The sequence below is a fragment of the Pseudomonas sp. GG8 genome, assembly GCF_052976945.1.
In genome coordinates, this window is the sequence record NZ_JBRIIP010000001.1 from 2,165,111 (window position 1) to 2,188,862 (window position 23,752).

The window sequence follows — 23,752 nt, forward strand, 5'->3', positions numbered from 1 at the left end:
CGAAAGTCCCGGCGCATGATTCACGCGGGCGGGTTGTCGTCCAGGCACAAGAAGGTCTCGATACGCGCCGGGCTGAACGGCGGACGCAGTGCCGGAGCCTGCCAGCCAAACAGGTGGTGCAACGCGCCACCGCAAATCCGTCCCTGGCAAGCGCCCATGCCACAGCGGGTCGCCAGTTTGGCTTCGCGCCAGTGGCGGTGTTCGGTCAGCGCCGAGTAGGGCACATCTTCGCAACGGCAGACCAGGGTATCGGGTTCGGCCAGGGTTTTGAGCGTTGGGTCTAGGGCGAACGTGTGGTTCAGTGCCTTGGCAAAACCTTGCCAGCGAGTCCGGCGTGACCAAAGTCGTTGTGCGGCTTTTTGCTCGCCAACGGCGGCCAGCCCCGCGATATGCCCTTCGACCAACGCCAATTCACTGCCGCCGAAACCGGTGCATTCGCCTGCCGCGTAGTGGTCGGCGAGACTGCTTGCCTGCCATTGATCGACGGCGATCGTCTGGCCATTGAGGGCGCAGCCCAAGGCTTGGCCGAGTTGGGTATTGGGGATCAGGCCAAAACCGCAGGCCAGTCGATCGCAGGCCATTTCGACGACCTTGCCCTGCTGTCGAAGGCGTACGCCTTCGACGCGGCTGTGACCTAAAACGGCGAGAACGTGGGTCTGGGGGCGGTACTGCGCATCGAACAAGGCGAAGGACTGCAGCAGTTTGTGTGGCCAACGCGGTAGCTGGGCGGCAAAACCGGCGACGGCGGCGCGGGAGGCTTGTTCGGCGATACGCAGTACCTGAGCGCCTTTGTTTTTGGCGGTAGCGGCACTGGCCAGCAACAACGGACCGCTGCCAGCGATGACCAGACGTTCACCCTGCACCGGCAGGCCGCCCTTGATCAGCGCCTGCAAGCCCCCGGCACCCGTAACGCCGGGCAGCGTCCAGCCGGGGAAGGGCAGGAGCAATTCGCGGGCACCTGTGCACAAGATCAGTTTGTCGTACCCGATGCACCAGCCGTGTTCGTTGTTTTCCACTAACAGAGTCTTGACGCCGACATTGGCGATAACCCGCGTCGCAGGGTAGTGGCGAATGTTGGCGCAGGCCGCCAGTCGTTCACGCAGGCGCCGAGCCTGGGATGGCAGGCTGGCGCGCGGGCCATCGCGCCAGATTTGTCCACCGGTCCAAGGGTTGTCGTCGAGCAGCACAATGCGCGCGCCGCTGGGCGCGGCGGAGAGAGCGGCAGCCATGCCAGCGGGGCCGGCGCCGATAATCAGCAGGTCGGTGTATTCGCTCATCCTCGAGTCTCCACGCGCATGCCATCACGGCACAGGGTCTGGCAGGCTAGGCGGCGACGCCCATCAATGATCACTCGGCATTCCTGACAAACACCCATGCCACACAGTGGCGCGCGGCGCTGACCGTTGACCGAAGTGCGGCTGCTGCCGTCCCCGCCCAAGGCCAGTGCGGCGGCGACACTGGTGCCCTCGGCTACCCATAGGGCGCGGCCGTCCAGGGTCAATTCAGGCATAGACGGGCTCTCCGAGAAAACGTTGTGGCAGATAAGGTTGCGGGGCCAAAGGCGGCGGTTCATCGAACAGCTGCGCAACCAACAGGTCCGCAGTGCCGGGCGCAGTGGTGACGCCCAGCCCCTCGTGACCGACCGCCAGCCACAAGCCTTTGTGTTGTGGGTGTTGGCCCACCAACGGCATGCCATCGGGGCTGGCAGCGCGGAATCCGGTCCAGGCGCGGATGGCGTTGAGCTGGGCCAGCCCCGGCATGTATTCGGTGGCACGTTTGAGCATTTTGGCCAGCATCCAGCCTTCGACCTGTGGGTCAGTGGTGCCAAATTGCCTTGAGGCGCCAATGAATAATTGCCCGGTGGGGCGCGGTTGGATATTGCAAGCGGTCGACGGCCCGCTGGCATTGTGGGCGCTGGTGACGTATCCGAGTTCGACCAAGGTGTGGGTGACCGTGCCAGGGTAGCGGTCGGTGATCAGCAAGTGACCTTTCTTCGGTTCGATGGGCAGCTCAGGGCACAGCTCGTTTGCCTGAATGCCGTTGGCCAGCACCACCGCTTCGGCGCTTAGCCAGTGACCATCGTCGAGGCGTACACGGCTGCCGTCCACTTCCACAACCCGCGCCTGACGCTGACGGATACTCGGGTTTTCAAGCATCCAGCGGGCGGTGGCGGGGGCATAGAGAATGCCGTCGCCATTGATCAACAATCCACCCTCCAGACCTTCGCGCAACGCCGGTTCACGCGTGCGCAGTTCGGCTCTGCCGATCAATTCGCAAGGCACGCCCTGTGCTTGCAGATTGAGGTATTTGCTGTGGGCGATGGCCATTTCTTCGGCATTGGCGGCCAGCCATAGGGTCCCGTTGCGGCGATAGGCGCAGTCTTCAGGCATGGCCGGTGCCGTTTCACGCCAGCGTTGCAGGGAGTATTGGCTCAAGGCCAGTTCGGCCGGGTTATCGTCCAGCACCAGCAAATGGCCCATGCCAGCGGCTGTGGCGCCGGGCAGGCCCGCGTCGAGCACTAGCACCCGCAAACCGCGACGGGCTAGCGCCTGAGCACAGGCAGCACCGATGATCCCGGCGCTGATCACGATCACATCGGCCACTGGGTCCTCGCTCACGGGCGTATGCCCCAGGCGAATGGGTCGTCCTGATCAATCAGCAGGGTGGCTTCGGCGCTGATATAGGCACGGCCACGAATGGTCGGCACGATGCACTCACCCAGGGTTTCGTAAGAGCCTTCGAATTCGCTGCCGATCACGCTGGCCTGGCGCCATATCTGGCCCGGTTGTAGCTTGCCGTCGGCGGCCAGGCACGCCAGTTTTGCGCTGGTGCCGGTGCCGCACGGTGAGCGGTCGTAGGCCTTGCCGGGGCACAGCACGAAGTTGCGGCTGTCGGCTTGCGGGTCGTCGGCAAACAGTTCGATGTGGTCGATCAGACCACCATCTTCACCGCGAACGCCTTGGGCTTCCAGAGCTTGTTGCACGGCATAGGTGTAGGCGGTCAAGGCATCGAGATTGCTCCCCGTGACTTCCAGGCCATGGTCAGAAATCAGAAAAAACCAGTTGCCGCCCCAAGCGACGTCACCCACCACTTCACCGATGCCGGGCACGTGCAGCGCCAGGGCTTTGCGATAACGGTAGGCCGGGACGTTACGCACGCTCACCGAGCGGTCGAGGTGCAGCGTTGCTTCAACCGTGCCCACCGGGGTTTCGATACGGTGTACGCCAGCGCCGATCTTGCCCGCATGTGCCAGTGAGGCCACCAGGCCAATGGTGCCGTGGCCGCACATGCCCAGATAGCCGGCGTTGTTGAAGAAAATCACCCCGGCACAGGCCGTAGGGTCGACCGGCTCGCACAACAACGCCCCCACCAGTACGTCGCTGCCCCGTGGCTCGAGCATACAGGCGGCGCGCCACTGGTCATGCTCCTCGGCCAGCCGTTGCCGGCGCTCGGCCATGCTGCCGTTGCCCAGGTCAGGAAAGCCGTCGGTCACCAGGCGGGTCGGTTCGCCGCCGGTGTGGGAGTCGATCACAGTGATGCGCTTCATGGGGGCCACGTCCGTTCAGATGAGTGAGCGAAAGAGTGGCCCATGCGGGGGCTGGGCGGCTTGATGGATTTACCAAGACTCGATGACGAAATCAGCACAGTGGGGCTGGCGGCTATTTAGCGCAGGGTAGATGTTCCAGCAAGGTTTTGCAGACACCGGCAATGTGCTCGTCAAGCAGCACCACGGCGCGATCCACATCACCGGCGCGGCAGGCTTCAAGGATTTCCCGGTGCTCATGGTCGGCCCGCTCCTTGCCCGCCGAGAGGCTCATCTGCATGCGCAAGTAACGCTCCAGTTTGTCGTTGACCGAACGGATCATGCTTACCAGGAACGGGCGTTGCGCCGGTTCATACAGGCAGGCGTGCAACTCCCAGTTGAGCTCGGCCCAGCGGCCCACATCGTTTTCGCCGATGAACTCCTGGCAGATACGTTCAGCCCGGGTGAAGGTTTCCTCGGTCATATTCGGAATAGCCAGGCGCAGCACCTTGTCTTCGAGCAGCATGCGCACTTCAAACATTTGCGCCAGCTCCGGCTCGGAGATACGCGTGACCATGGCCCCGCGATTGCGCTGAAATATCACCAGCCCTTCTGCTTCCAGGCGTTTAAGGGCTTCGCGCACCGGAATCTTGCTGACGTTGAACTGGCGGGCGATGTCGTCCTGGCGAATCGGCTCGTCCTCGGCGAAATGTCCGGCGACGATGGCGTCACGTAAATGACGGGTGATGATCTCTGAAGTCGACGGCGTATTGCCAAGGTCTGGAGCATTGAGCATTGGTAGGGTCACGGTGGCGATCGTTTGGAATGAATTTTAGATAGGGTATACGAATTTACCTTGGTATTCCCCACCGCCCTGTTGCCTTTTCGCCGCTTGCTGGAAACCCATTAGTTGGTGCAGGTACTGTGCAAGGTGACAAGGGCATGCCTCTGGTCCCGGAACTGTTGAACCGCAGGCGGCATGCGTCGTGCCGGAGTTCCCCGTGCAGATCTGCCGCATACCGCGAGGGTATATGCGGTGATTGATACGATTGTCGAGGTGTTTTCAGGCGTCGGCGAGTGAAGCCTGGGGCTCTAAGGCCCCAAGGCAACTTATGCTCACGGCATTTCCGGCAGCTCTTACTGTCGCAGGTCTAACATCAGCACTTCTGCGACCTAAATCTTGGCCGAATTACGGCGGTAAGTGCATCTGAAGACGCCGTCCTCCCAAGGCTGGATCGAGACGTAGATTGGCACAGGATAGTTGCAGTGCGTCTGGTGCCACACAGGGATCTGTCGGCCGAGCAGGCCCGTATGGTCCGTGAGGAATACATGGGGGGTACTGCAGCAACGGTTTTTAACGTCCGCGCCCCCATCGCCAAGTATTTAATCCAATCCTTCCGAGCGGCCATCGATCCTGAGCGGGAGAGGGCTCCAGAACATCTGCTCATGGTCTACCAGCCCGAAGAGTTGCCTGCGGTGGTCGATATTCGTCGGTTGTGAGTTGCCTGGTGAGCGGGGGAGGTTGGGACGTCTTTTCGGGGGGGACTCATACCTGTTGATCCTGTGAAAATGACACTGCCAGCTTGATGATCGTTCGTCCATTGGCTTTGGGTAGAACCCAATAGCCTTGCTTAGAATCACCCCTTTTTTCGCTCTTGAAACACCCCAAAAACAAGTCCAGAATTGAGTCTTTTCCTGCTTCGGCAAGAAAAGAAACCCCTTAGATTTCAAAGGGTCGGACGCCAGATGCGAGTCTCATTTCCCGCTCCAAATATAGCGCTGCAGAATTCCATTGGATTCTGTGACGATTGAAATAAGGACCTTCGGGTCCTTTTTTCGTTCCGGCGGGAACCACTGGAATCCAGCACCATCCGGTGCGTTTAAGTCCAGGATTTTGATGCGTACTAAATCGGTTTGTTGCTGGAGCAGCTTGCGTACCGAGATGAGCATCTGGCCCTGACTCTGTTCAGGAGCTTGCGATCGACCAATGACGCGCGTCTGCAGTGCGGGGTGCAACTGGTGAATCCAGGCACGCTATGAATCCCGTGCCGGGTAGCCCAACTGACGAATAGTTGCCCCGGTTCGCTTGCCCAGTTTGATGTAGAGTTTGACCGCTCGGATACGGTCTTCATATGAATACATGAACTACCTCCAGGTAGTCCAAGATTTCCGCCGCATCCCCCCTAGGTCAAAATCGCATCAGCGCCAACAGTGCCGAGAAACTGGCTCGGAGCCACCCCATGCCAACGCTTGAACGCTTGGGAAAAACTCGACAGATCACTGAAGCCCAGTCGCTCGGCGATCTCGGTCAGGCTCAGGCGGGAGTCGTTAAGCATTTCGATGGCGCTGCGGCTGCGGGCTTCGGCTAAGAGTGTCCGGAAGGTGGTGCCCTCGTTGTGCAATCGGCGCTTGAGGGTGCGTGCGCTGATGTGTGTCAGACGGGCCATGGAGGTGAGGTCCGGTGGCGCATTGTCGATACTGGTCAGGTAGTGCTGCACCAAAGCAGTCATGCCCGAGCGGGCGATTCGGCGTTGCATCAACTGCGTGCACATCTGCTCGCACATTGTCACCGTGACGGCGTTGGCCTGGGGTAATGGGCGAGACAGGAACGCGCGATTGAACGCCAAGCTATTGCAGTTGGCCGAGTAGGCGGGAGGGATGCCCAGCACGTGATCGTTGCCAGGCTGCGTTGGCGCAGTGGCTTTGAGGGTGAAACGGGATAGCGAGAAGTGTTCGCCCCCCAACTCGTTGAGCAGCACCGCCGCCGCAGCCATGTCCCGAGCCAGTAGAAAATCTTGTAAGTCCGGCGGCAGCCCAGACACAGCAAAGGTCAACACACCATCACTGCCTTGCTCTTCATAGGAAATAACCGTGAACGCGTAGGTGAGCGGCAGAAACCGCAGAGCCAGGGCCAGTGCATCACCGGTGGTAGCACTGCTGATCAGACCGTAGCCGAACAGGCCATAGATGGAGAAGTGGTAGCGCGATCCCACTTCATAACCTAACCCCGGCGGCTGCCCGAGCAATTGCAGTAGATTGCCGGTCACGCCTAGCTCCTGGTCGGCGGTCAGCTCTACGTTAGGATCGGCCAGTTGCGCCTGCGTCAGCCCCGAGCCGGCCAGCACTGCGGTGGCCGACAGGCCCTTTTCGCGGCCGAACTCCACCAGTAGCAAAGCGCTGGCCGGGCCGCGCCTAAAATCCCGAAAGCTCATGCCTGTGTGCCTGTCGCGAAAGATTGGCCCGAATAATAAAACAGTTGTCCCTTTCCAGCATGGGTCTCTTTACTGATGGGCCTCACCATCATCCATGCACGGTTCGCCGTTTTAATAACAATAAAAGGCCGTCGTGGCACTTGGGTGAGTCAGAAGGCCCGATTGAATGTTCCTGAGCAGATGCTTGGGCATTTTGTACTGCCTTGCGCATGGAAAAATAACAATGAAAATGACCTTCGATTACATCGTCGTGGGCGGTGGTTCTGCTGGGTGTGTGGTCGCCGGGCGGCTGGCCGAAAATCCGGATGTCAGCGTTTGTATTTTGGAGGCGGGCGGTGGCGGCCAATCCAGTCTGATCAATATCCCGGCCGCCATGGTGACCATGGTGGCGACCTCGGTGAACAATTGGGCTCAAAGAGGTCTGTCGTTTCCGCCGGGAGCGCCGGGGCATGCTGACCTCGAATTTTGCCGAGGGCGGGGCGTTTCTCAAAACCCGCGAGGATCTGGATAAACCGGATATTCAATTGCATTTCGTCGTCGCCCCAGTCGAGGACCATGCCCGCAAATCTCGCCTTGGTCATGGGCTTTCCTGCCAAGTCTGTCTGCTGCGTCCACGCAGTCGCGGCGCGGTGTCGCTGGCGAGTAAAGACCCGCAGGATGCACCCTGGATTGATCCGGCTTTTCTTCAGGACCCACAAGATCTGGAGGACAGGGTCGCGGCATTCAAATTTGAAGACTCGACCACTGCCAATAACAAGAACGAGGCACCTTATGTCGTTGCATGATTTTGATGTCCACCTTGAGTCGGCAACGCCGCTGACTGCGATCATCATCGGTACCGGCTTCGCTGGCATCGGCATGGCCGTTGCGCTGCAAAAGGCCGGTGTGAAAGACTTCGTGATTCTGGAGAAAAAGCACGACGTCGGCGGTGTCTGGCGGGATAACAGCTACCCCGGCGCAGCGTGTGACGTGCCTTCGCACTTGTATTCGTTTTCGTTTGAACTGAATCCGGACTGGAGCCGAGTCTTTGCACCCCAGGGTGAGATTCATGCCTACCTGCGGCGTTGTGCTGACAAGTATGGACTGGGTAAATACATTCGTTTTGGCGCCGAAGTCGCGTCCGCTGAATTCGACGAAGTCACTTCACTGTGGCAGGTCACCCAGAAAAACGGGAGCGTACTGAGCGCGTCCTTGTTGATCAGTGGCACCGGACAGCTCAGCCGCCCGGCGTTTCCTAAACTGGCGGGCATGGATACTTTCAAAGGTCATGTCTTTCACTCGGCCACTTGGGATCACAGTTACTCGCTGGCGGGTAAACGGGTGGCGGTGGTGGGTACCGGCGCTTCAGCGATCCAGTTCGTGCCGGCCATTGCCGAACAGGTCGAGCACCTGAAGGTGTTCCAGCGCTCGCCCGCGCACATGATACCGCGTCCAGACCGCGCCTACTCCGAGCGGGAAAAATCACTGCTACGCAATATCCCCTGGACGATGACGGCGTACCGAGCTTCGATCTACATGCGGTATGAATCAAGGGCGCTGGCGTTTACCCGGTTCAAGGGGTTGATGAAGTGGGCGGTGGGTATTCCGTTTCGCAAGCTGCTGACCGAGCAAGTGACTGACCCCGTGCTGCGGGAGAAGCTGACCCCGGATTATCCTTTCGGCTGCAAGCGCATCCTGCTGTCCAGCGAATACCTCAAGATCATGAACCGGTCCAACGTGGAATTGATCACCGACGGTATTGTGCGGGTCACCGAGAACGGGATTGAAACCGCTGATGGTGAGCAGCATGAGGTTGATGCGATCATCTACGGCACCGGGTTCGCGGCCACCGAGTTTCTGTCACCGATGCGCATTGTCGGGCGCGGCGGTGTGGACCTTAACCACGTCTGGCGCGACGGCACCCGTGCTTATCTGGGGCTGACGGTTCCAAACTTCCCCAATTTCTTCATGCTCTACGGCCCGAATACCAACTTGGGCCACAATTCCATCGTGTACATGCTGGAAAGCCAGATCGCTCATGTCATGCGCTGCTGGCGCACGCTGAACGCAACGGGGGCGAACACGGTTGAAGTCGATCAAGGCGTTTATGAGCGTTTCCACGGGCAGACCCAGAAACGCCTGGCTAACACCGTGTGGAACGGCTGCAAGAGCTGGTACGTCGATGACGCTGGCAACAACAGTACCAATTGGCCGGGTTTCACTTTGAGCTATCGCTGGTTGACGCGATTCTCGGGCTTGCATGCGTATCGTTTTTCCCGTCAGTTCGAAGGCGGCACCACGATTGCCGAATCTCGGGATTGGCCGGAAGTGCTGAATGCCTTATTTTTGCGGGGCTTTTTGCGTGCAACGTTTCGGTCGTTGATCGGGCCGGGATTGGGCGTCGTCGCACAGAGAAGGGTGGTCAGCGTGCTTTCCGGGCTGATGCCCGGCATCACGGGTGTTAACCATTATCGCCAGCAGGTCAATGGCGTCCCCGTGCAGGTGGTTGCCCCCAAACAAGGCGAAAATGACGGCGTCATTTTGTACCTGCACGGTGGGGCGTTTTGCCTGGGCTCGCCGGACACACATTGGAGCGTCACCAGTCGTCTGGCCAGGGCGTCCGGGATGTCGGTGTGGGTAGCGGATTACCGATTGGCGCCGGAACATCCTTACCCTGCGGCGCTGGACGATGCGTTGGCCTGTTATGAGGCGTTGCGTGCCCAAGGCTATGCGGCCAACCGGATTTTTCTGGCAGGCGATTCGGCGGGGGCTGCGTTGGTGTTGGCCTTGGCCCTCAAGCTCCGGGACCGTTACGAGCGTTTTGCCGCAGGGCTGCTGCTAATGTCGCCGGTCACCGACGAACACTTTGCTGGCGCCTCAATGACCTCGCGACTCAAGGATGACCCGATGATTCGTCGCGGTTGGCTTGAGCAGGGATTGGGTTGGTATGCCTCCAACGAGGTGATGCACAGTCCGTTGCAGGTGGATCTGTATGGGCTACCTCCAATGCTGGTTCAGGTTGGCGACCATGAGCTGCTGTTATCCGATTCCACACGTTTGGCCGAACACGCAGTCAACAGCGGGGTGGATTGCCGTCTGGAGGTGTACGCCGGACGTTGGCACGTCTTTCAACTGCAAGCCTTTTACCTGCGTTCGGCGGCCAAGGCTCTGAACGCTTTGGGCGCGTTTGCCCGTGAACAGCTGGCGAGCGCGAAGCCCGAAGCATCGTAAAGCCAGAAACAGAAAAGCTCGCTATCCCCTTGAAGGATTGCGGGCTTTTTATTGCTCGGCGTTCTAGTGGGTGCACCTGTTGAACATCAGTATCGACACCCGTGCCAGCATCAACTGCAATGCGCCAACCATGCTCCAGAAGAGCAGCACCATTACTGTTAGCAGGCTCATGTTGACCTAGGACTTCAAGGCTGACATCGATCAGGTCGCCGCGCCCATCGCCAGGCTGACACTCCTGCATCATGGTCGCGCCTGTAAAGCGTCGATATTGTTCGCTGCCGTGGTCGAAACTCACCTCTGCCACTCTGGCACAGAGTTGGCGCACATTAAGCAAGACGATGTTTAGGGCTATCGAGGAAGTGCCGCCACAACTCCTGGGCTTCTGCGTGGGTCACCGGGTAATCGAAACGATCCAGGCTCCATAATGATCCTTGAAGCGGGTCGCCAACCACTGCGAGTACTTCGCAGGTAATGTCATCCGCGGCGAAACTCGCATGAAAAGGCCCGCTCAATCCCCTCGGCAGTTTTTTACGATTTTCCGTGTCAAGGTGTCCAAACACCACTCACTGGGCTGCCATCCGGTTCGAGAAGCAGTCGAGTGCGCTTGCGCATCTCGCGGTAGAACACTTCCATTCGTAAATGAGCGCGCCCTCCTGCCCAGTGTACGAAATCCTCGCTAGAGCAAAGAAAACGCCGATCGTCATGCCAGACTATCGGCAGATCGTACTCACGCAGCTTCTGTTCTAAACGCCATTCCCCATATTCGGTTATGTGTACATGCTCTGCCGTCAATTTACCGGCCCTACGACGCAACTCACAGGCCGAAGTGCAGCTATTGCCGACCTCATCGATTTGAGCGTAAATAAAATTCCATCCACGCTCGCGCAAGGCAAGCGCAAAGTGACGCGTGGCACTAAAGATGAGCGCGATATTCTAGGGTGGTGTGGTATCTAGTTAGCCTCGGCGATGACCTCCGTCATCAGTATGGCGTCATGATCGGTATCCAATGCATCGCACAGTCTCAGATCGAAAGACAGCTGATCGCCCAGCAAAAGCCCCATATTTCGAACAGGCGGTCTCACCAAGGCGCAGCCAGCGAAAAAGGAATTCGCAACGACTCAATGGGGCCTTCTCGCCCGCCGCACATTTCATCATGGACGCACTGCTGCACAAGCACACAAGGAAATGGCGGAACCAGTTGCAACAGATCGCGCAAGTGAGTGACGGAACGAAGGTGCATAGGCTTCGCCAAATCGTTCAGCAGCGTAAGCTGGCCGTGATCTAGCCTAATGCGCGCTATATAGATACCGCGCTCCAGAGATAGCAGTTCCAGCTCCCGTATCTCGCCATTCGCGGCCAGCTCAGTCAATTTTTTCAGATTCAAGTTCCACTCCTTGCCTACCAGGGTAGGCGCTCTCCGTCATAAGCAAAGAAATTTCCGCTGTCGGCAGGGCCCAGGCGGTCAATCAGCGATAGCAGCTCATGCGCGGCAAGACTTGCCGGTCTTGCTGCAGCGGCGCCACGAAAGGGTTGGGAAAGACCCGAAATAACGGTGCCTGGATGAAGACTCAGTAAACGGGATTTAGGGCAGGTTCGTGCCAGTTCGATTGATGCTGTTTTAATCAGCATGTTCAACGCCGCTTTGGAGGCACGGTAGGCATACCAGCCGCCTAAGCGGTTATCGCCAATACTCCCGACCTTGGCAGAGAGCAGCGCCATCGCTCCACGAGAGTCAAGCAATGGCAAAAAGTGACGCAACACCAGAGCGGGTCCCAAGGTATTCACTTGAAATACAGTCCTGAACGCATCGTCTTCAATCTCGGAGTAACTTTTCTCAGGCTTGATTTCGCCACGATGGAGCAGACCTGCGGCATGCAGGATCAACTGATACGGTGCTTCTTCGGCCAATTCGGCAGCAGCCTTGGCGATACTCGCAGGCTCTTCCAGATCCAACCGTGGAAAACTATGGCGTCCCAGTTCGCGAACCCCCACACAACGTGGATCCTCATTGAGCAATTCGCAAAAGGCCGACCCGAGTGCGCCGCTGGCGCCTATCACCAAGGCTCGGTAGCCGTCGCCAAGGGAATTCATCCGCAAGGGATCGTTCATTGAGTCTCCTCCGCAAACTGGCGGTGGAAAAATAACGTCACGTGCCCCATCTCTATGCCGAACCTGGGCATGCTGGAGCAGTTGATTACGCCGACGAGGGTTTTACGGTGATGCTCGACTAATGATGGGTTCATTTTGATGCCTCTCAGCCATGCTGCACTTCAGGTGACGTCCACTCTTATCATTAGGCACGTGCCTGTCACGCAAGGTTTGAAGCAGATAACTCAGGCTTCGGTAGAGCAGCACATGTGGCCCAGGTCTTTCGTCGGGCGAATGACAGAGTGAAGCTTTCTAGGTCTGCTTTGTTTTCAATGTCGGCTGGTTGCTTGGCGCGGTTTTCTGCTCCGGCACCGTGCATCGGTTGTCGGGACAGCGACGGCTGCCATCAGGATGAGGTAGCCATGCCAAATAAGGGCGTAAGCGGCAGAACAGGCTATAGCCGGCTGCAAGCAGCGGCCGAATTGCGCGCCATGTCAGTGGAGTGGCCCACATACCCAGACCGGCTGCTCGCCAGCTCCATAGGGTAGCGTCTAGACCCGTAACCCAGCGGCCATCGGCGAAGCTGGCATGAAGTGACGACTGCATTTGCTCGAGAGTGAACCCCAGTGCCTTGACGTCAAAGTCATCGTGACTGATGTCAAAAAACAGCAGTCGCGCCTGTATGGCGCGTCGGCTCAGGATCTTGATTTCTCGAGCGCAGAGCGGGCATTCACCATCAAAGTAAAGCGTCAGTGGCCATTGCTCTACATTGTACATGCGCATACACTTTGTATAGGTTTTGCATAAGGTATGCCGAAAAAAACAGACTTACAATAGCCGCCATCCTTTTACCGTGATATGAGCAGTCATGCCCACCCAGGAGGAAGGTTCATATGGGTTTTCTATTGGGCTCACCGCCGGAATGAAAAATGACCGAAGCGGTGCATCGAGCATTTGAATATGAGGAGTAGCGGGTTTTCTCCCCGTCGACGCATGTCATGAAATTCAGGCATTCAAGCACTGGTTCTGACATTCGCAAGGGCAGAACAAAATGACTTCATAGCGTTAACCTATTGCCTCGCCCGTCAATATCAATTACGCGGCCGCAGCCCTCGAACGTACCCTGCCCTCAGGGTGATCGCTCATTTATATCGCTCAATCCAGCCCTTACCGGGTCTATCTCCGAGCTCTCCCCATGAAAAATTCAGTCTCCCTAGCCACGCGCATAGGCCTTGGCTTCGCCGCCATCGTGTCGCTGCTTATATTGATCACCGCTGTTGGTATTCAACGGGTGGGTTTTATCGACTCCACCCTGGAAGACGTCAGCCAGAATGCGGCGAAGGTTCAGCGCTACGCTATAAACTTCCGCGGAAGTGTGCACAACCGCGCCATAGCTATTCGGGACGCTGTGTTGGTGGATACTGATCAAGACTTGGAAATCCACCTGACTGAAGTCATCAATCTGGAAAAGGCCTACGCTGATTCGGCCATACCGTTGGATCAGCTATTCGCAAGCCCGAGAGTGACGTCGCAGGAGCAACAACTGCTACTGACCATTAAAGACATTGAAAAGCAAACTCTGGCGTCTACTAAATCGGTGATTGTCCTACGTCGCGCCGGTGATATTTCTGGAGCACGAGCTTTGTTGCTGCGGCAAACCTCCGGGGACTACAGCGAATGGTTGAAACGCGTCAACGCACTGATTGACTATGAAGAAGTGTCGATCAAGACCCAGCTCAGTGCGGTACAAGCTACCGCTAGTCATTTTCGCGGTCTGATGCTTTTGGCCACCGGTATAGCGCTGCTGCTGAGCATTATCCTGGCGGCCTTTATTGTTCGCTTCATCAAATCAACGCTGGGCGCCGAGCCGACGGAGGTTGCACAGGCTATCCAACGGTTGGCAGCAGGCGATTTGCAACAAACGATCGTTACCGACTATCCGAACAGTGTTATGGGCGTGTTGAAAACCGCCCTCAGCCGCTTGGCCGACACCATCAGTGAAGTACGCATTGCTGCCCAAGAGGTCAACCATTCGTCCATGCAGCTGTTGGCGACATCGTCCGCCAATAATGACCAAATCAGCCTGCAGACTCATGAGGCCAGGCAGGTAGCGACCGCAATTACGCAAATGGCGGCCACGGTCAATGAGGTGTCGGGCTTCGCGTCCCAAGCAGCGGATGCGACGCGTCTCGCAGATGCTGAAGTTGAAAGCGGTAACCGTCTGGTTTCAGACACCACGCTAGCTATCGAGCAACTGGCTACCACATTGGTTGAAACCACCAACACGGTAGAGCAGGTGTCCGCGCATAGCGAACAGATTGAAACGGTTATCGACGTGATCAATTCAATCGCCTCGCAAACAAACCTGTTGGCTTTGAACGCAGCCATCGAAGCCGCCCGGGCCGGTGAACACGGTCGAGGGTTTGCGGTTGTGGCCGACGAGGTGCGCTCACTAGCTAACCGCACGCAGCAGTCGACGGAGGAAATTCGCGCAATGATAAGCACTTTGCAGAGTGGTACCGAAACTGCCGCACAAACCATGCGTAACAGCTGTGAACTGGTAAATCGGACAGTGGCGCAAACCCGCAACGCTCAGAGAGCGCTGTCCAAAATTAGCCAAGAAGTGGGCGCCATAAACCATATGAATACCCAAATCGCCAGCGCCTCTCTCCAGCAAAGTGCTGTGGCCGAGGACGTAGCACAGAATATCACCCGCATCCACAGCTCAACCGTGCAGTCAGCAACTGGATCACGGGAAGTGGCAACGGCCAGCCAGGAGCTGGCGCAGCTAGCTGATCGCCTTACCCAGAAGGTGGCATTTTTCAGGGTGGCTTAGAGGCTATCAAATATCGATGAGCTTAGGCTGTGCCCACGACTATTCCAACAACCCTCTACTTTCGCTTTAATACTGAATTATGCGACGGCTCACTCGGGCTTGACGGCAAAAGCTGACCGATGTTGTGTGAGTCTGTCGCAGGAGCTCAATTATCGGTGACACGAAATGCTATGGATGTGACAGTTCTTTCAGGTTGTGACCAAGTAGCAACTGAACTGCCCCTCATACCTTCGTTCTATGAGAGACAAGAGGTGCCTTTGTGCGTCATAGCGTGTGAGTGCCGTACATGGATGGGTGAAGACCAATGGTTGTCACCCAAGCTTTGACTATTCGGGCGTATTGCCTGGTGGAGAGATGGTCTGAGCCGTGCAGTCGGCTCGGGAACAAGAAATCCTCACTTCTGAAGTGGGTCTGATACATCGAGACCTCCAGAGCGGTGAATCGCCCCGGATTCTCTAGACACCTTGCAAGCTCATTACGTAACGCTTTTCAAACTCTACCGGTGACAGCTGATTGTTGAAACCATGTCGGCGTTTTGAGTTGTAGAACATCTCGATGTAATCACTGCTGAGTGAAGCGGAATCAGGTCACATCCACCAGAATAATTTCACTGTCCTCAATGGCCGTAACGCGCAGCAAGTGCTCATCCTCTACCGCAACGCCATCACGTGCCGCTGCACGCAAACCGTTGACCTCGATGATCCCTGTAGCCGGAACCAGATAGGCTCGGCGACCTGCGTCCAGGGGGTACTCAGCGGTTTCACCGGCCTTCAGGTTGGCGGCTACCAAACGTGCGTTGGCACGAATGCGCAGGCTTTGGTCATCGCCGTCCTTTCCGCTGGCCAGCGTGACGAAACCTTCACGCTGACCTTCAGGGAATGGTTTGGCACCCCATGAAGGCGCTGAGCCGGTCTCATCAGGCACAATCCATATCTGGAAGATCTTGGTCGCAGTCGATTCCATGTTGTATTCGCTGTGGGCTATACCGGTTCCGGCGCTCATGACCTGAACATCACCCGCCTCCGTGCGGCCCTTGTTGCCCAGATTGTCTTCGTGGGTGATCGCACCTTCACGGACGTACGTAATGATTTCCATGTCGCGGTGCGGGTGTTTCGGGAAGCCGGTCTGCGGGGCGATGACATCATCGTTCCATACCCGCAGCTGGCCCCAATTCATGCGCTTAGGGTCGTAATACTCCGCGAAAGAGAAGTGATGATGTGCGTTCAGCCAGCCATGGTTTGCGCCGCCCAACGTGTTAAAGGGTCTTAATTCGAGCATGATTGAGGCCTCCAAAGCAGAGCCAGGCTGTTCGCGCCAGTACTGCTGAACGATAAATCAATGGGTGATGGCGAGCATCATCTATCAATTATTCATCGAAAATAAGCGGAAAAATCGCGCCAAAACAATCTACTTATTCGATTTGTCGGGTCTGCGTATCATTGGTCTCTCTGTCGACTGCACCTGCAGTTGATCGGCTAACGCGCTGATGGCAAAGCATTTCGCTAGAACTGGTCGACAATTCCAGCCACCATAGACCCTTCTTCGCTCACAAGCTGACATCTGGAGCCTGCGTGCCGCATCAATTGCCTGCCGATCTGTCCCCGCCTGAACAATTGCCCTTTTTCAAACGCCTGCTGGCACGGCTCGTCGGCCATAGCCTGACGGGCTTGCGCTCGCAGCATGTGCCGTCCTGGTTGCAAGGGCATGCCGATGGCTACCTCAACGGCCACGCTGAAGGCATGAACGAAGGTTACGCAGAAGGTCGGCTCGACGCGGTAGAGGACAGCCAGCACGTGTTGCTGATCCGCGACACCCGCCCCGCCGAACACCGTGGCCCGCGCATCGACGATCATCTGTTCGATGACTGGCGCCTGGCGCTCACTGCAGACCTTAAAAAACGCATCAAAGCCGATGTAGCGCTAAAGCTGCCCAGTCATGCCCAGCCCAGTGCCGCACAATGGAAGATGATTTTCAGCGACACACCGTCTACCTATGTCATTGCCGGTGCCGGTGCGGGTAAGTCCACATCGCTGGTGCTGCGTATTCTCCTGTTGAGCCATTACCTCGGTTTTGAACTCGGTTCCATGACCGTGGTGACGTTCACGCGCGAGTCGCGTAAGGACTTCATCAATAAGCTCATCCAGATTATGGCGCTGTGGGGGCATAGCTTGAGTCTCAAAGAAGGTCGTGACCTGGTGCGCACCTTTCATTCGCGGATCCTGCCATGGGTACGCAGCCTGCCGGGTTTCAGCCAGTTACGCGCCTTCGAGAACCTCAGCAATCAGGCGGCAATCAGCGGGGAAGAGGGCGCCGACAGCAATCCGTTCGATTTGCGGATAAACGACGCGCAACGTCAGCAACTGAATCTCTGCTATCGGGATCTGTACGCAAGCAACGAGCGGTTTCGCGAGGTCATGGCTCCCTTGTATCGCCATGCGTTGCAGCTCAAGGAGCTGGACCGCGATCATCCGGACGTACAGAAACGTATCACGGTGACCGAGTTGTCGGCCAAGCGTGATGAGGAGCTGTGCGACACTATTGAGGACCTGTGGTTTCGTGCCAAGGCGTGGCCGATAAAAGGCATTGAGCCTATGCGGCAAACCGTTGAAATCAATGGGTTTTCATTTCATTTTCATGGCTACATTGCCGAGTTGGATGCTTGGGTGGTGCTGGGTTTCGATCCCTCCGAAAACCAGCAGATGAAACGATCAACAGCCAAGTTGCCGATCTGGGCCGAGTGGGTAATAAAGCGCACCCTGTTTCAAGCTTTCTGCCGCAAGCCTGTGATTTGGCTAGAAAACTATGATGCCGCCAAACGAGTTTTACAGTCGCTGGCAGGATCAGCCGTCGCGGGTCCGGGCTTCGATTACAAGGTGAAGGGCGAGCTGAGCGCCGCGCCTGTGCTGGATGCCTTTGTCACGGCTGCGAGCTTCATCGAGAACCTGGGGCTGGACGTTCCTGCCGCTGTCGCTCAGATGAGCTTCGCCGAAAATGACCCTGATCGGTTTTTCTTCGAAGCCCTGAGTTTGTTCTGGAAAGCGTTCGAAGCGCATCTACTCACCCAGACCCCGCCGGTGATGACTTACAACAGAATGTTTGCGCTGTTTGGGGAGACTTCGCCCGAGAACTTGAAACGGATCAATGATGAGCTGCTAAGGCCACTGTCGCACCTGATGATCGATGAATTTCAGGACGTTTCTCCGCAAATTGTTTCCTGGATTCGCGCCAGCCTGCGGGAGATTCGCAGCCGCGGCCCCTCAATGCACATTGGGCGTGCTGCGCAGCGCTCTTCCTTGATGTGTGTCGGTGATGATTGGCAGTCCATCTATGGGTGGCGCGGCAGTTCACCAAAATACTTCATGGAGTTCGCCAAAGAGTTCTCATCGCCTGCCACCACCAAAGTGATGCTCAGCGACAACTTCCGCAGCCATCAGCACATTATTGACGCGGCCGAGCATATCGTCCGCGCCGCACCGTCGATTGCTGGCAAGAAGGCCAAAGCGGCCGGCGGTGTTCAAGAGCTGCTGCCGGTGACCGTGCAGGATCGCGACGACGATGAACTGACCGAGCGTTTGATTCAGCATTACAACGATGGCGATTCGATCCTGTTGCTGTACCGCAAGAGCAGTGAAAAAGCCCGGTTTTCCGAGCAATTACAGGCACTGGTTAATGAAGACTCTGGATTGCCACCCGAATCGAGACGCTTCAAGCAACTGACCTATCACAGCTCAAAGGGCTTGCAGGCCGACGCGGTGTTTCTGCTCGGGGATTGCCAACATTTGACCCTGTCGCCCTACAAAAACCAGGTCTATCGAATGGCTGGATTAGGCAAGGACGGTGATGCGGACCCGTTCGACACCGCACAAAAAGACGAAGTCCTGCGCCTGGCGTATGTTGCCATTACCCGGGCGGTGCGTCATTGCTACTGGTACATCGACAGCAGTGGCAGCGAAAACGCGGCTGTCCCCAAAGCTTCCGACAGGATCGCAGGAGACAAGCCGTTTTTCGACGATAGACGCGGGCAGGGTGTTACAAAAAACCCGACACTTGCGGTGGAATGAACGACTCCAGCTCAGCCTCGATGGCCTCAATGATTCGCTCGACGTCTGTCGCATTCATCACTGTCGAGCAAGGGATACCGGCGATAGCGATGACCGTTTCGCCACTGGCGCGATCAAACAGACGGGCGATCATGCTGCTGGGCGCGTCCATAGTAGCCTCGAAACCGACCGGATGAAAATGCCAGCGCATCAGCTGGCATGCATTGGGAAACGTGACTTGATTCATGCGGCCCACCTTATTCAATCGAGCACTTCCATTGGCTCCAATGCGCAGGGGACGGGTCAGTTGCATTGACCCTTCGAGAAATAAAGTAGCACCCGTAGCGATCAGCAGGAACGATTTTCTACTTACCTGACAAAACGTTTACGTTTTCTTGATGCAGGTCACGTCTCTTGTTGTGTGGTTTGCCCACCGGATAGCCGTATTTTGGAAAGCACCCATAGGGTGGCATTCGGCTATATTTTTTTTGCCGCAGACTCTAGTGAATAGCTGGCAAGTTACGGTGTGGACGCGTGAGAGACTTGTCTACCTCACTTCCTTCAAGGGCCTATTAAACGGATACTTTATTAAGTGCGGAGCGCTCAAATTTATGCACTTTAAATAGCAAGCTAAGTGTTACTTGTTGGATCCAATATGTACGCATATTGTCATCCCTAAAATATATTTTTCTTCAGAGCGAATAAAAACTAAAGTCTGGCCGATATACATATTGAGTGCGCTGACCTGGCAGTGGGTCACACTCCAGTTTTGAACGAACCTGTACACTTTTATTCAAAATACCCGATGGCATGGATGCTTTTAGTCATACTTTTAAGAGAGGCACTCCATGTCGCTACGAAACATGAATATCGCGCCGCGCGCTTTTCTTGGCTTCGCGTTTATTGCCTTGTTGGTGATTGCACTGGGCTTTTTCGCGCTGAATCGCATGAGCGTGATTCGGCAGGCCACGGTCGAGATGGAAACCAACATGCTCCCCAGCATAGGGTTTCTGGGGGAGACGGCTGAATGCGTTCTGCGCCTGCGTATCACGTCTTTCCGGATACTGGTCAATCGCGAACCCGCACTGTTGCAGGAAACCGAAGTCCGAATCCGTGATCTGGTCAGCAAGTTACAGTTAGCCAAGGCCAGCTACGCTGCGTTGCCCGCCGAAGCTGAAGAGCGTGCGGTATATAAAGAGTTTGATGCCACCCTTGATAAATACTTGAACGCGCAAGGCGAAGCGCTGGATCTGTCGCGACAAAACAAGGTCGACGACATGCGGAACGTGATCAACTCCCGTATGAAAGACGCCTCTGACTTGATGGGTGAACAAATCAGGAAGTTGGTTGACATCAATAAAAATGGCGCAAAGGAATCATCCAGCATTGCCGCTCAACAATACGATGGGGCGAAAGTCGCCATCCTGGGTGTCGCGGTATTTGCCGCTTTACTTACTGTGTTGCTGGCCTTGTTGTTGACACGCAGCATTGTCAACCCGCTGACGAGAGCCGTCCGTGCCGCAGAAGATATTGCGGGTGGCAATCTGACTAAACACATTGAAGTCGACGGCAAAGACGAACCGGCGCGCCTGCTCGAAGCACTGGTGGCCATGCAGCAGAACCTGCGCAAGACAATCGAACAGATTTCCGGGTCGGCTACACAGCTCGCGTCTGCCGCCGAAGAGCTGAGCGCGGTCACCGAGGAAGCGTCTCGTGGCGTGCAACAACAGAATAATGAGATCGAACAAGCGGCTACTGCGGTTAATGAAATGACCGCTGCCGTAGAAGAGGTCGCGCGTAACGCGGTGTCCACGTCCCAAGCGTCGCAACAGTCCACCCAAGCCGCGCGTGAAGGGCGTGATCGGGTGGTCGAGACCGTTTCAGCGATTCAGGCCATGACTCAGGATGTGCAGACCACATCGGATCTGGTAGAAGGCCTGGCGGAGCAGGGACGTGATATCGGTAAGGTATTGGATGTTATTCGCTCCATCGCCGAACAGACCAACTTGCTGGCTTTGAACGCGGCCATCGAGGCCGCACGTGCCGGCGAGGCGGGCAGGGGCTTTGCTGTGGTTGCCGATGAAGTACGCGCGCTGGCTCATCGCACCGCGCAGTCGACCCGGGAGATCGAACAAATGGTCGCGGGCATTCAAAACGGTACAGGTGAAGCCGTGCAGTCGATGCAACTGAGCACCAACCGCACGCAAACCACCTTGGAACTCGCCCGCTCAGCCGGTGTGGCGCTGGAGCAGATCACCGCAGCCATTTCGCAAATCAACGAGCGCAACCTGGTCATTGCCAGTGCCTCTGAAGAGCAGGCCCAGGTGTCTCGCGAAGTGGATCGTAATCTGGTCAATATTCGCGATCTGGCGACCCAATCCGCTGCTGGCGCTAATCAGACCAGCGTTGCCAGCCATGAACTGTCACGCCTGGCCATAGACCTTAACGGCATGGTGGCGCGGTTTGTGATTTAAGAGCCAGGTGGTGTGTCAGGCCCCGTCACACAGCTTGTGTGTTAAGGGGCCAACGCGGTCAACCTGACACCCGCATTTCCCACGCACTTGGATTAACCAGATTCAGCGGTCGCTCTCCCGCCAAGGCACTGAGTAGATTGTCTACCGCGCATTGCGCCATGGCTTCACGGGTTTCGTGGGTCGCCGAGCCTATGTGGGGCGTGGCGACCACGTTGTTCATTTGCAGCAATGGCGAGTCATGGGGCAGCGGCTCGCGCTCAAACACGTCAAGACCCGCTGCTCGAATCTGGCCCTGTTGCAAGGCGGCAATCAGGGCCGACTCATCGACCACCTTGCCTCGCGAGATGTTGATGAAGATGCTCTGCGGACGCATCAGTGCGAATTGCCTGGCACCGATCAAACCCTGGGTTTCAGCCGTCAACGGTAACGTCAGGCAGATGAAGTCAGCTTCCTGCAGCAGCGCCTCCAGATTTCGGTAACCCGCATTGAAGCGCGCTTCCACGGCGGGCTTGGGTGAGTGACTGTGATACAGCACGGGCATGCCGAAACCAAAATGCCCGCGTTGTGCCAATGCTTCACCAATCCGGCCCATGCCGATGATACCCAGGGTTTTACCATGCACATCGTTGCCGAAATACGGCGAGCCGATGTTGCTCTTCCACTGCCCGGCGCGAACCAGATTGGCCAGCTCGACCACACGTCTCGCCGTAGCAAGGATCAACGCAAAACCGGTGTCGGCCGTGGTTTCGGTCAGTACGTCGGGGGTGTTGCTCAAGAGAATGCCGCGCCGGTCAAGGTAGTCCAGATCATAGTTGTCGACGCCAACCGAGACGCTTGACACCGCCTCAAGGTGCGGCGCCAGATCCAGCAAAGGCGCATCCAGTTTGAGACTGGCGCCGAGCAAACCATGGGCGTGGGGCAGGGCAGCACGCAGTCGGGCCAGGCCATCGCGGGTTGGTTCGTCGATCAACGTGACATCCGCATGCTGTTGCAGGCGGCTCATCAACGTTGGCGATAGCTTTTTATACAGAACGACTTGTTTTTTCATCGTATTCATCCCGGGTGATCAATGGTGCACCGCGACTCTGCGCTGGGGGCGTGGAGTGTGGGCTGGCGTTGAGTCGGTGCGTGGGTTGAGAAGGAGCGTCAGCACCACTGAAACCAACAGCGCGCCGCTCATCAGCAGATAAGACGCGCCGGGATTGCCCGTAGCGCTATTGAGGTAGCCAACCAGGTACGACCCGGCAAAAGAACCCAGCGCCCCCATGCTATTGATCAACGCCATGGCGCCACCGGCTACGTTGGACGGCAGGATTTCCGGAACGATCGCGAAAAACGGCCCATAAGGCGCATACATGCAGGCGCCGGCCAGCACCAGCAGGGAGTAGGACCACCAGAAATGCTCGCTGCCCAACGCATAGGAACCGTAGAACGCTAGGGCGGCGATCAGCAGGGGCGGCCAGACAAAACGCTTGCGGCGCTGGATTCGGTCAGACCCCCAGGACACTGCCAGCATGGCGATCACGGCGGCCAGATAGGGCAGCGCAGACAGCCAGCCGGCTTCGACCATGTCCAGATGGGCACCCTGTTTAAGGATCGATGGCAGCCACAGGACAAAACCGTAGACACCGATGCTCCAGCAGAAGAATTGCAGCGCCAGGATGATCACCTTGGGTGAACGGAAGGCTTCGGCGTAGTTCTTCACCGGTTTGATCCCGACCTGCTCGGCATCCAGTGTCCTTTGCAGAACGATTTTGTCTTCTTCGCTCATCCACGTGGCCTGTGCCGGTTTTTCATCGGCCAGCCTCCACCAGATAAACGCCCAGATGATCGCGGGCAGGCCTTCGATGATGAACATCCAGCGCCAGCTGAAGTGCGACACCAGATAGCCCGACACCACCGACATCCAGAGCATGGTCACCGGGTTGCCGAGGATCAGGAAGGTATTGGCCCGGGAGCGTTCTGCCCGGGTAAACCAATGACACAGATAGACCAGCATCGCCGGCATGACCGCCGCTTCGACCACGCCCAGCATGAAGCGGATGCCAATCAGCATGTAGGCGTTGGAAACTATTCCGGTCAGCGTCGCCAACCCACCCCACAGGATCAGGCTGACGAAAATCAGTTTTTTGACACTGTTCTTTTGCGCATAGATCGCGCCTGGCACCTGAAAGAAGAAGTAACCGAGGAAAAACAGCGCGCCCAGCAGTGAGGAGAGGCCCGGCGTGATGTGCAAGTCCTCCGCCATCCCCGCTGCGGCAGCGAACCCGTAATTGGCGCGGTCCAGGTAGGCCAGGCTGTAGGTGATGAAAACGATGGGCATGATGTACAACCAGCGACGGTTGATGAGTCGCTTTGTCATGTCGAGT

Annotated in this window: 22 protein-coding genes and 3 pseudogenes; 7 read left to right on the plus strand and 18 right to left on the minus strand. The window is 57.2% G+C overall.

Annotation, left to right across the window (positions count from 1 at the left end; translation table 11 throughout):
• Window positions 1–20: 20 nt before the first annotated feature.
• The 5 genes from ACVBEG_RS10430 to ACVBEG_RS10450 all read right to left on the minus strand — a co-directional run bounded on the left by ACVBEG_RS10430 (window position 21) and on the right by ACVBEG_RS10450 (window position 4,319).
• Window positions 21–1,277 (minus strand): FAD-dependent oxidoreductase, encoded by a 1,257-nt coding sequence (locus ACVBEG_RS10430; RefSeq protein WP_447107679.1) that lies wholly within the window; start codon window positions 1,275–1,277, stop codon window positions 21–23.
• Complete coding sequence (locus ACVBEG_RS10435; RefSeq protein ID WP_322216086.1) at window positions 1,274–1,510, minus strand: (2Fe-2S)-binding protein; 237 nt, start codon at window positions 1,508–1,510, stop codon at window positions 1,274–1,276. Before ACVBEG_RS10435 ends, ACVBEG_RS10430 begins: the two co-directional genes overlap by 4 nt.
• Window positions 1,503–2,618 (minus strand): NAD(P)/FAD-dependent oxidoreductase, encoded by a 1,116-nt coding sequence (locus ACVBEG_RS10440; protein WP_447107680.1) that lies wholly within the window; start codon window positions 2,616–2,618, stop codon window positions 1,503–1,505. The genes ACVBEG_RS10435 and ACVBEG_RS10440 overlap by 8 nt, the downstream gene beginning before the upstream one ends.
• On the minus strand, window positions 2,615–3,547 hold the full coding sequence (locus ACVBEG_RS10445; protein WP_322216089.1) for a 4-hydroxyproline epimerase: 933 nt from the start codon (window positions 3,545–3,547) through the stop codon (window positions 2,615–2,617). Before ACVBEG_RS10445 ends, ACVBEG_RS10440 begins: the two co-directional genes overlap by 4 nt.
• Before the next feature lie 112 nt (window positions 3,548–3,659).
• On the minus strand, window positions 3,660–4,319 hold the full coding sequence (locus tag ACVBEG_RS10450) for a GntR family transcriptional regulator (RefSeq protein ID WP_322217761.1): 660 nt from the start codon (window positions 4,317–4,319) through the stop codon (window positions 3,660–3,662).
• 470 nt (window positions 4,320–4,789) lie between these two features.
• Between ACVBEG_RS10450 and ACVBEG_RS10455 the strand changes: the two genes are divergently transcribed.
• The gene (locus ACVBEG_RS10455; protein WP_323568958.1) at window positions 4,790–5,023 is read left to right on the plus strand and encodes a hypothetical protein; all 234 of its coding nucleotides are present in this window, start codon (window positions 4,790–4,792) and stop codon (window positions 5,021–5,023) included.
• Between the two features lie 255 nt (window positions 5,024–5,278).
• Here the strand turns inward: ACVBEG_RS10455 and ACVBEG_RS10460 are convergent, their stop codons facing one another.
• Together ACVBEG_RS10460 and ACVBEG_RS10465 are read right to left on the minus strand one after the other, a co-directional pair.
• Window positions 5,279–5,539 (minus strand): hypothetical protein, encoded by a 261-nt coding sequence (locus tag ACVBEG_RS10460; protein ID WP_447107681.1) that lies wholly within the window; start codon window positions 5,537–5,539, stop codon window positions 5,279–5,281.
• Window positions 5,540–5,706: 167 nt separating this feature from the next.
• Window positions 5,707–6,735 carry an AraC family transcriptional regulator gene (locus ACVBEG_RS10465; protein ID WP_323566433.1) on the minus strand — a complete coding sequence of 343 codons (1,029 nt, stop codon included), beginning with the start codon at window positions 6,733–6,735 and terminating at the stop codon, window positions 5,707–5,709.
• A 223-nt stretch (window positions 6,736–6,958) separates the two neighbouring features.
• Between ACVBEG_RS10465 and ACVBEG_RS10470 the strand changes: the two genes are divergently transcribed.
• Genes ACVBEG_RS10470 through ACVBEG_RS10480 form a run of 3 tightly spaced genes read left to right on the plus strand, consistent with a single transcriptional unit; the run spans window position 6,959 to window position 9,945 of the window.
• On the plus strand, window positions 6,959–7,246 hold the full coding sequence (locus ACVBEG_RS10470; RefSeq protein WP_322216098.1) for a lycopene cyclase family protein: 288 nt from the start codon (window positions 6,959–6,961) through the stop codon (window positions 7,244–7,246).
• Window positions 7,185–7,520 carry a GMC oxidoreductase gene (locus ACVBEG_RS10475; RefSeq protein ID WP_322216100.1) on the plus strand — a complete coding sequence of 112 codons (336 nt, stop codon included), beginning with the start codon at window positions 7,185–7,187 and terminating at the stop codon, window positions 7,518–7,520. The genes ACVBEG_RS10470 and ACVBEG_RS10475 overlap by 62 nt, the downstream gene beginning before the upstream one ends.
• Window positions 7,507–9,945 carry a flavin-containing monooxygenase gene (locus ACVBEG_RS10480; RefSeq protein ID WP_323566432.1) on the plus strand — a complete coding sequence of 813 codons (2,439 nt, stop codon included), beginning with the start codon at window positions 7,507–7,509 and terminating at the stop codon, window positions 9,943–9,945. Before ACVBEG_RS10475 ends, ACVBEG_RS10480 begins: the two co-directional genes overlap by 14 nt.
• Before the next feature lie 326 nt (window positions 9,946–10,271).
• Here the strand turns inward: ACVBEG_RS10480 and ACVBEG_RS10485 are convergent, their stop codons facing one another.
• The 5 genes from ACVBEG_RS10485 to ACVBEG_RS10505 all read right to left on the minus strand — a co-directional run bounded on the left by ACVBEG_RS10485 (window position 10,272) and on the right by ACVBEG_RS10505 (window position 12,810).
• Window positions 10,272–10,508, minus strand: a complete 237-nt coding sequence (locus ACVBEG_RS10485) for a cryptochrome/photolyase family protein (protein ID WP_443698848.1) — start codon at window positions 10,506–10,508, stop codon at window positions 10,272–10,274.
• Window positions 10,489–10,833 carry a cryptochrome/photolyase family protein gene (locus ACVBEG_RS10490; protein WP_323566431.1) on the minus strand — a complete coding sequence of 115 codons (345 nt, stop codon included), beginning with the start codon at window positions 10,831–10,833 and terminating at the stop codon, window positions 10,489–10,491. The genes ACVBEG_RS10485 and ACVBEG_RS10490 overlap by 20 nt, the downstream gene beginning before the upstream one ends.
• A 190-nt stretch (window positions 10,834–11,023) precedes the next feature.
• Window positions 11,024–11,329, minus strand: a complete 306-nt coding sequence (locus ACVBEG_RS10495; RefSeq protein ID WP_322216108.1) for a DUF6482 family protein — start codon at window positions 11,327–11,329, stop codon at window positions 11,024–11,026.
• A gap of 14 nt (window positions 11,330–11,343) precedes the next feature.
• Complete coding sequence (locus tag ACVBEG_RS10500) at window positions 11,344–12,054, minus strand: SDR family NAD(P)-dependent oxidoreductase (RefSeq protein WP_322216110.1); 711 nt, start codon at window positions 12,052–12,054, stop codon at window positions 11,344–11,346.
• A 291-nt stretch (window positions 12,055–12,345) separates the two neighbouring features.
• Entirely contained in the window at window positions 12,346–12,810 is a 465-nt protein-coding gene (locus ACVBEG_RS10505) for a thiol-disulfide oxidoreductase DCC family protein (protein WP_323565827.1), read from the minus strand.
• Window positions 12,811–14,161: 1,351 nt separating this feature from the next.
• Between ACVBEG_RS10505 and ACVBEG_RS10510 the strand changes: the two genes are divergently transcribed.
• Window positions 14,162–14,869, plus strand: coding sequence for a methyl-accepting chemotaxis protein (locus tag ACVBEG_RS10510; RefSeq protein ID WP_416194628.1), 708 nt, complete (start codon window positions 14,162–14,164; stop codon window positions 14,867–14,869).
• A gap of 222 nt (window positions 14,870–15,091) precedes the next feature.
• Here the strand turns inward: ACVBEG_RS10510 and ACVBEG_RS10515 are convergent.
• The 3 genes and pseudogenes from ACVBEG_RS10515 to ACVBEG_RS10525 form a co-directional block, all read right to left on the minus strand.
• A pseudogene (locus tag ACVBEG_RS10515) lies at window positions 15,092–15,307 on the minus strand (tyrosine-type recombinase/integrase); the annotation flags it as partial.
• A gap of 17 nt (window positions 15,308–15,324) precedes the next feature.
• A pseudogene (locus tag ACVBEG_RS10520) lies at window positions 15,325–15,432 on the minus strand (IS3 family transposase); the annotation flags it as partial.
• 19 nt (window positions 15,433–15,451) lie between these two features.
• Window positions 15,452–16,147 carry a pirin family protein gene (locus ACVBEG_RS10525; RefSeq protein WP_323565826.1) on the minus strand — a complete coding sequence of 232 codons (696 nt, stop codon included), beginning with the start codon at window positions 16,145–16,147 and terminating at the stop codon, window positions 15,452–15,454.
• A 461-nt stretch (window positions 16,148–16,608) separates the two neighbouring features.
• On the opposite strand from ACVBEG_RS10525, the gene ACVBEG_RS10530 reads away from it, so the two are divergent.
• A complete protein-coding gene (locus tag ACVBEG_RS10530; RefSeq protein WP_447108454.1) occupies window positions 16,609–18,930 on the plus strand; it encodes a UvrD-helicase domain-containing protein in 2,322 nt (773 codons plus the stop codon).
• Here the strand turns inward: ACVBEG_RS10530 and ACVBEG_RS10535 are convergent.
• On the minus strand, window positions 18,899–19,174 hold the full coding sequence (locus tag ACVBEG_RS10535; RefSeq protein WP_322182698.1) for a DUF1652 domain-containing protein: 276 nt from the start codon (window positions 19,172–19,174) through the stop codon (window positions 18,899–18,901). The genes ACVBEG_RS10530 and ACVBEG_RS10535 overlap by 32 nt on opposite strands.
• Before the next feature lie 583 nt (window positions 19,175–19,757).
• Here ACVBEG_RS10535 and ACVBEG_RS10540 point away from each other — a divergent pair.
• Window positions 19,758–21,383 carry a methyl-accepting chemotaxis protein gene (locus tag ACVBEG_RS10540; protein WP_323565825.1) on the plus strand — a complete coding sequence of 542 codons (1,626 nt, stop codon included), beginning with the start codon at window positions 19,758–19,760 and terminating at the stop codon, window positions 21,381–21,383.
• Window positions 21,384–21,441: 58 nt separating this feature from the next.
• On the opposite strand, the gene ACVBEG_RS10545 is transcribed toward ACVBEG_RS10540, so the two are convergent.
• Complete coding sequence (locus tag ACVBEG_RS10545) at window positions 21,442–22,431, minus strand: NAD(P)-dependent oxidoreductase (RefSeq protein WP_323565824.1); 990 nt, start codon at window positions 22,429–22,431, stop codon at window positions 21,442–21,444.
• Between the two features lie 5 nt (window positions 22,432–22,436).
• Window positions 22,437–23,745, minus strand: a pseudogene (locus ACVBEG_RS10550) (MFS transporter).
• Between the last annotated feature and the right edge of the window lie 7 nt (window positions 23,746–23,752).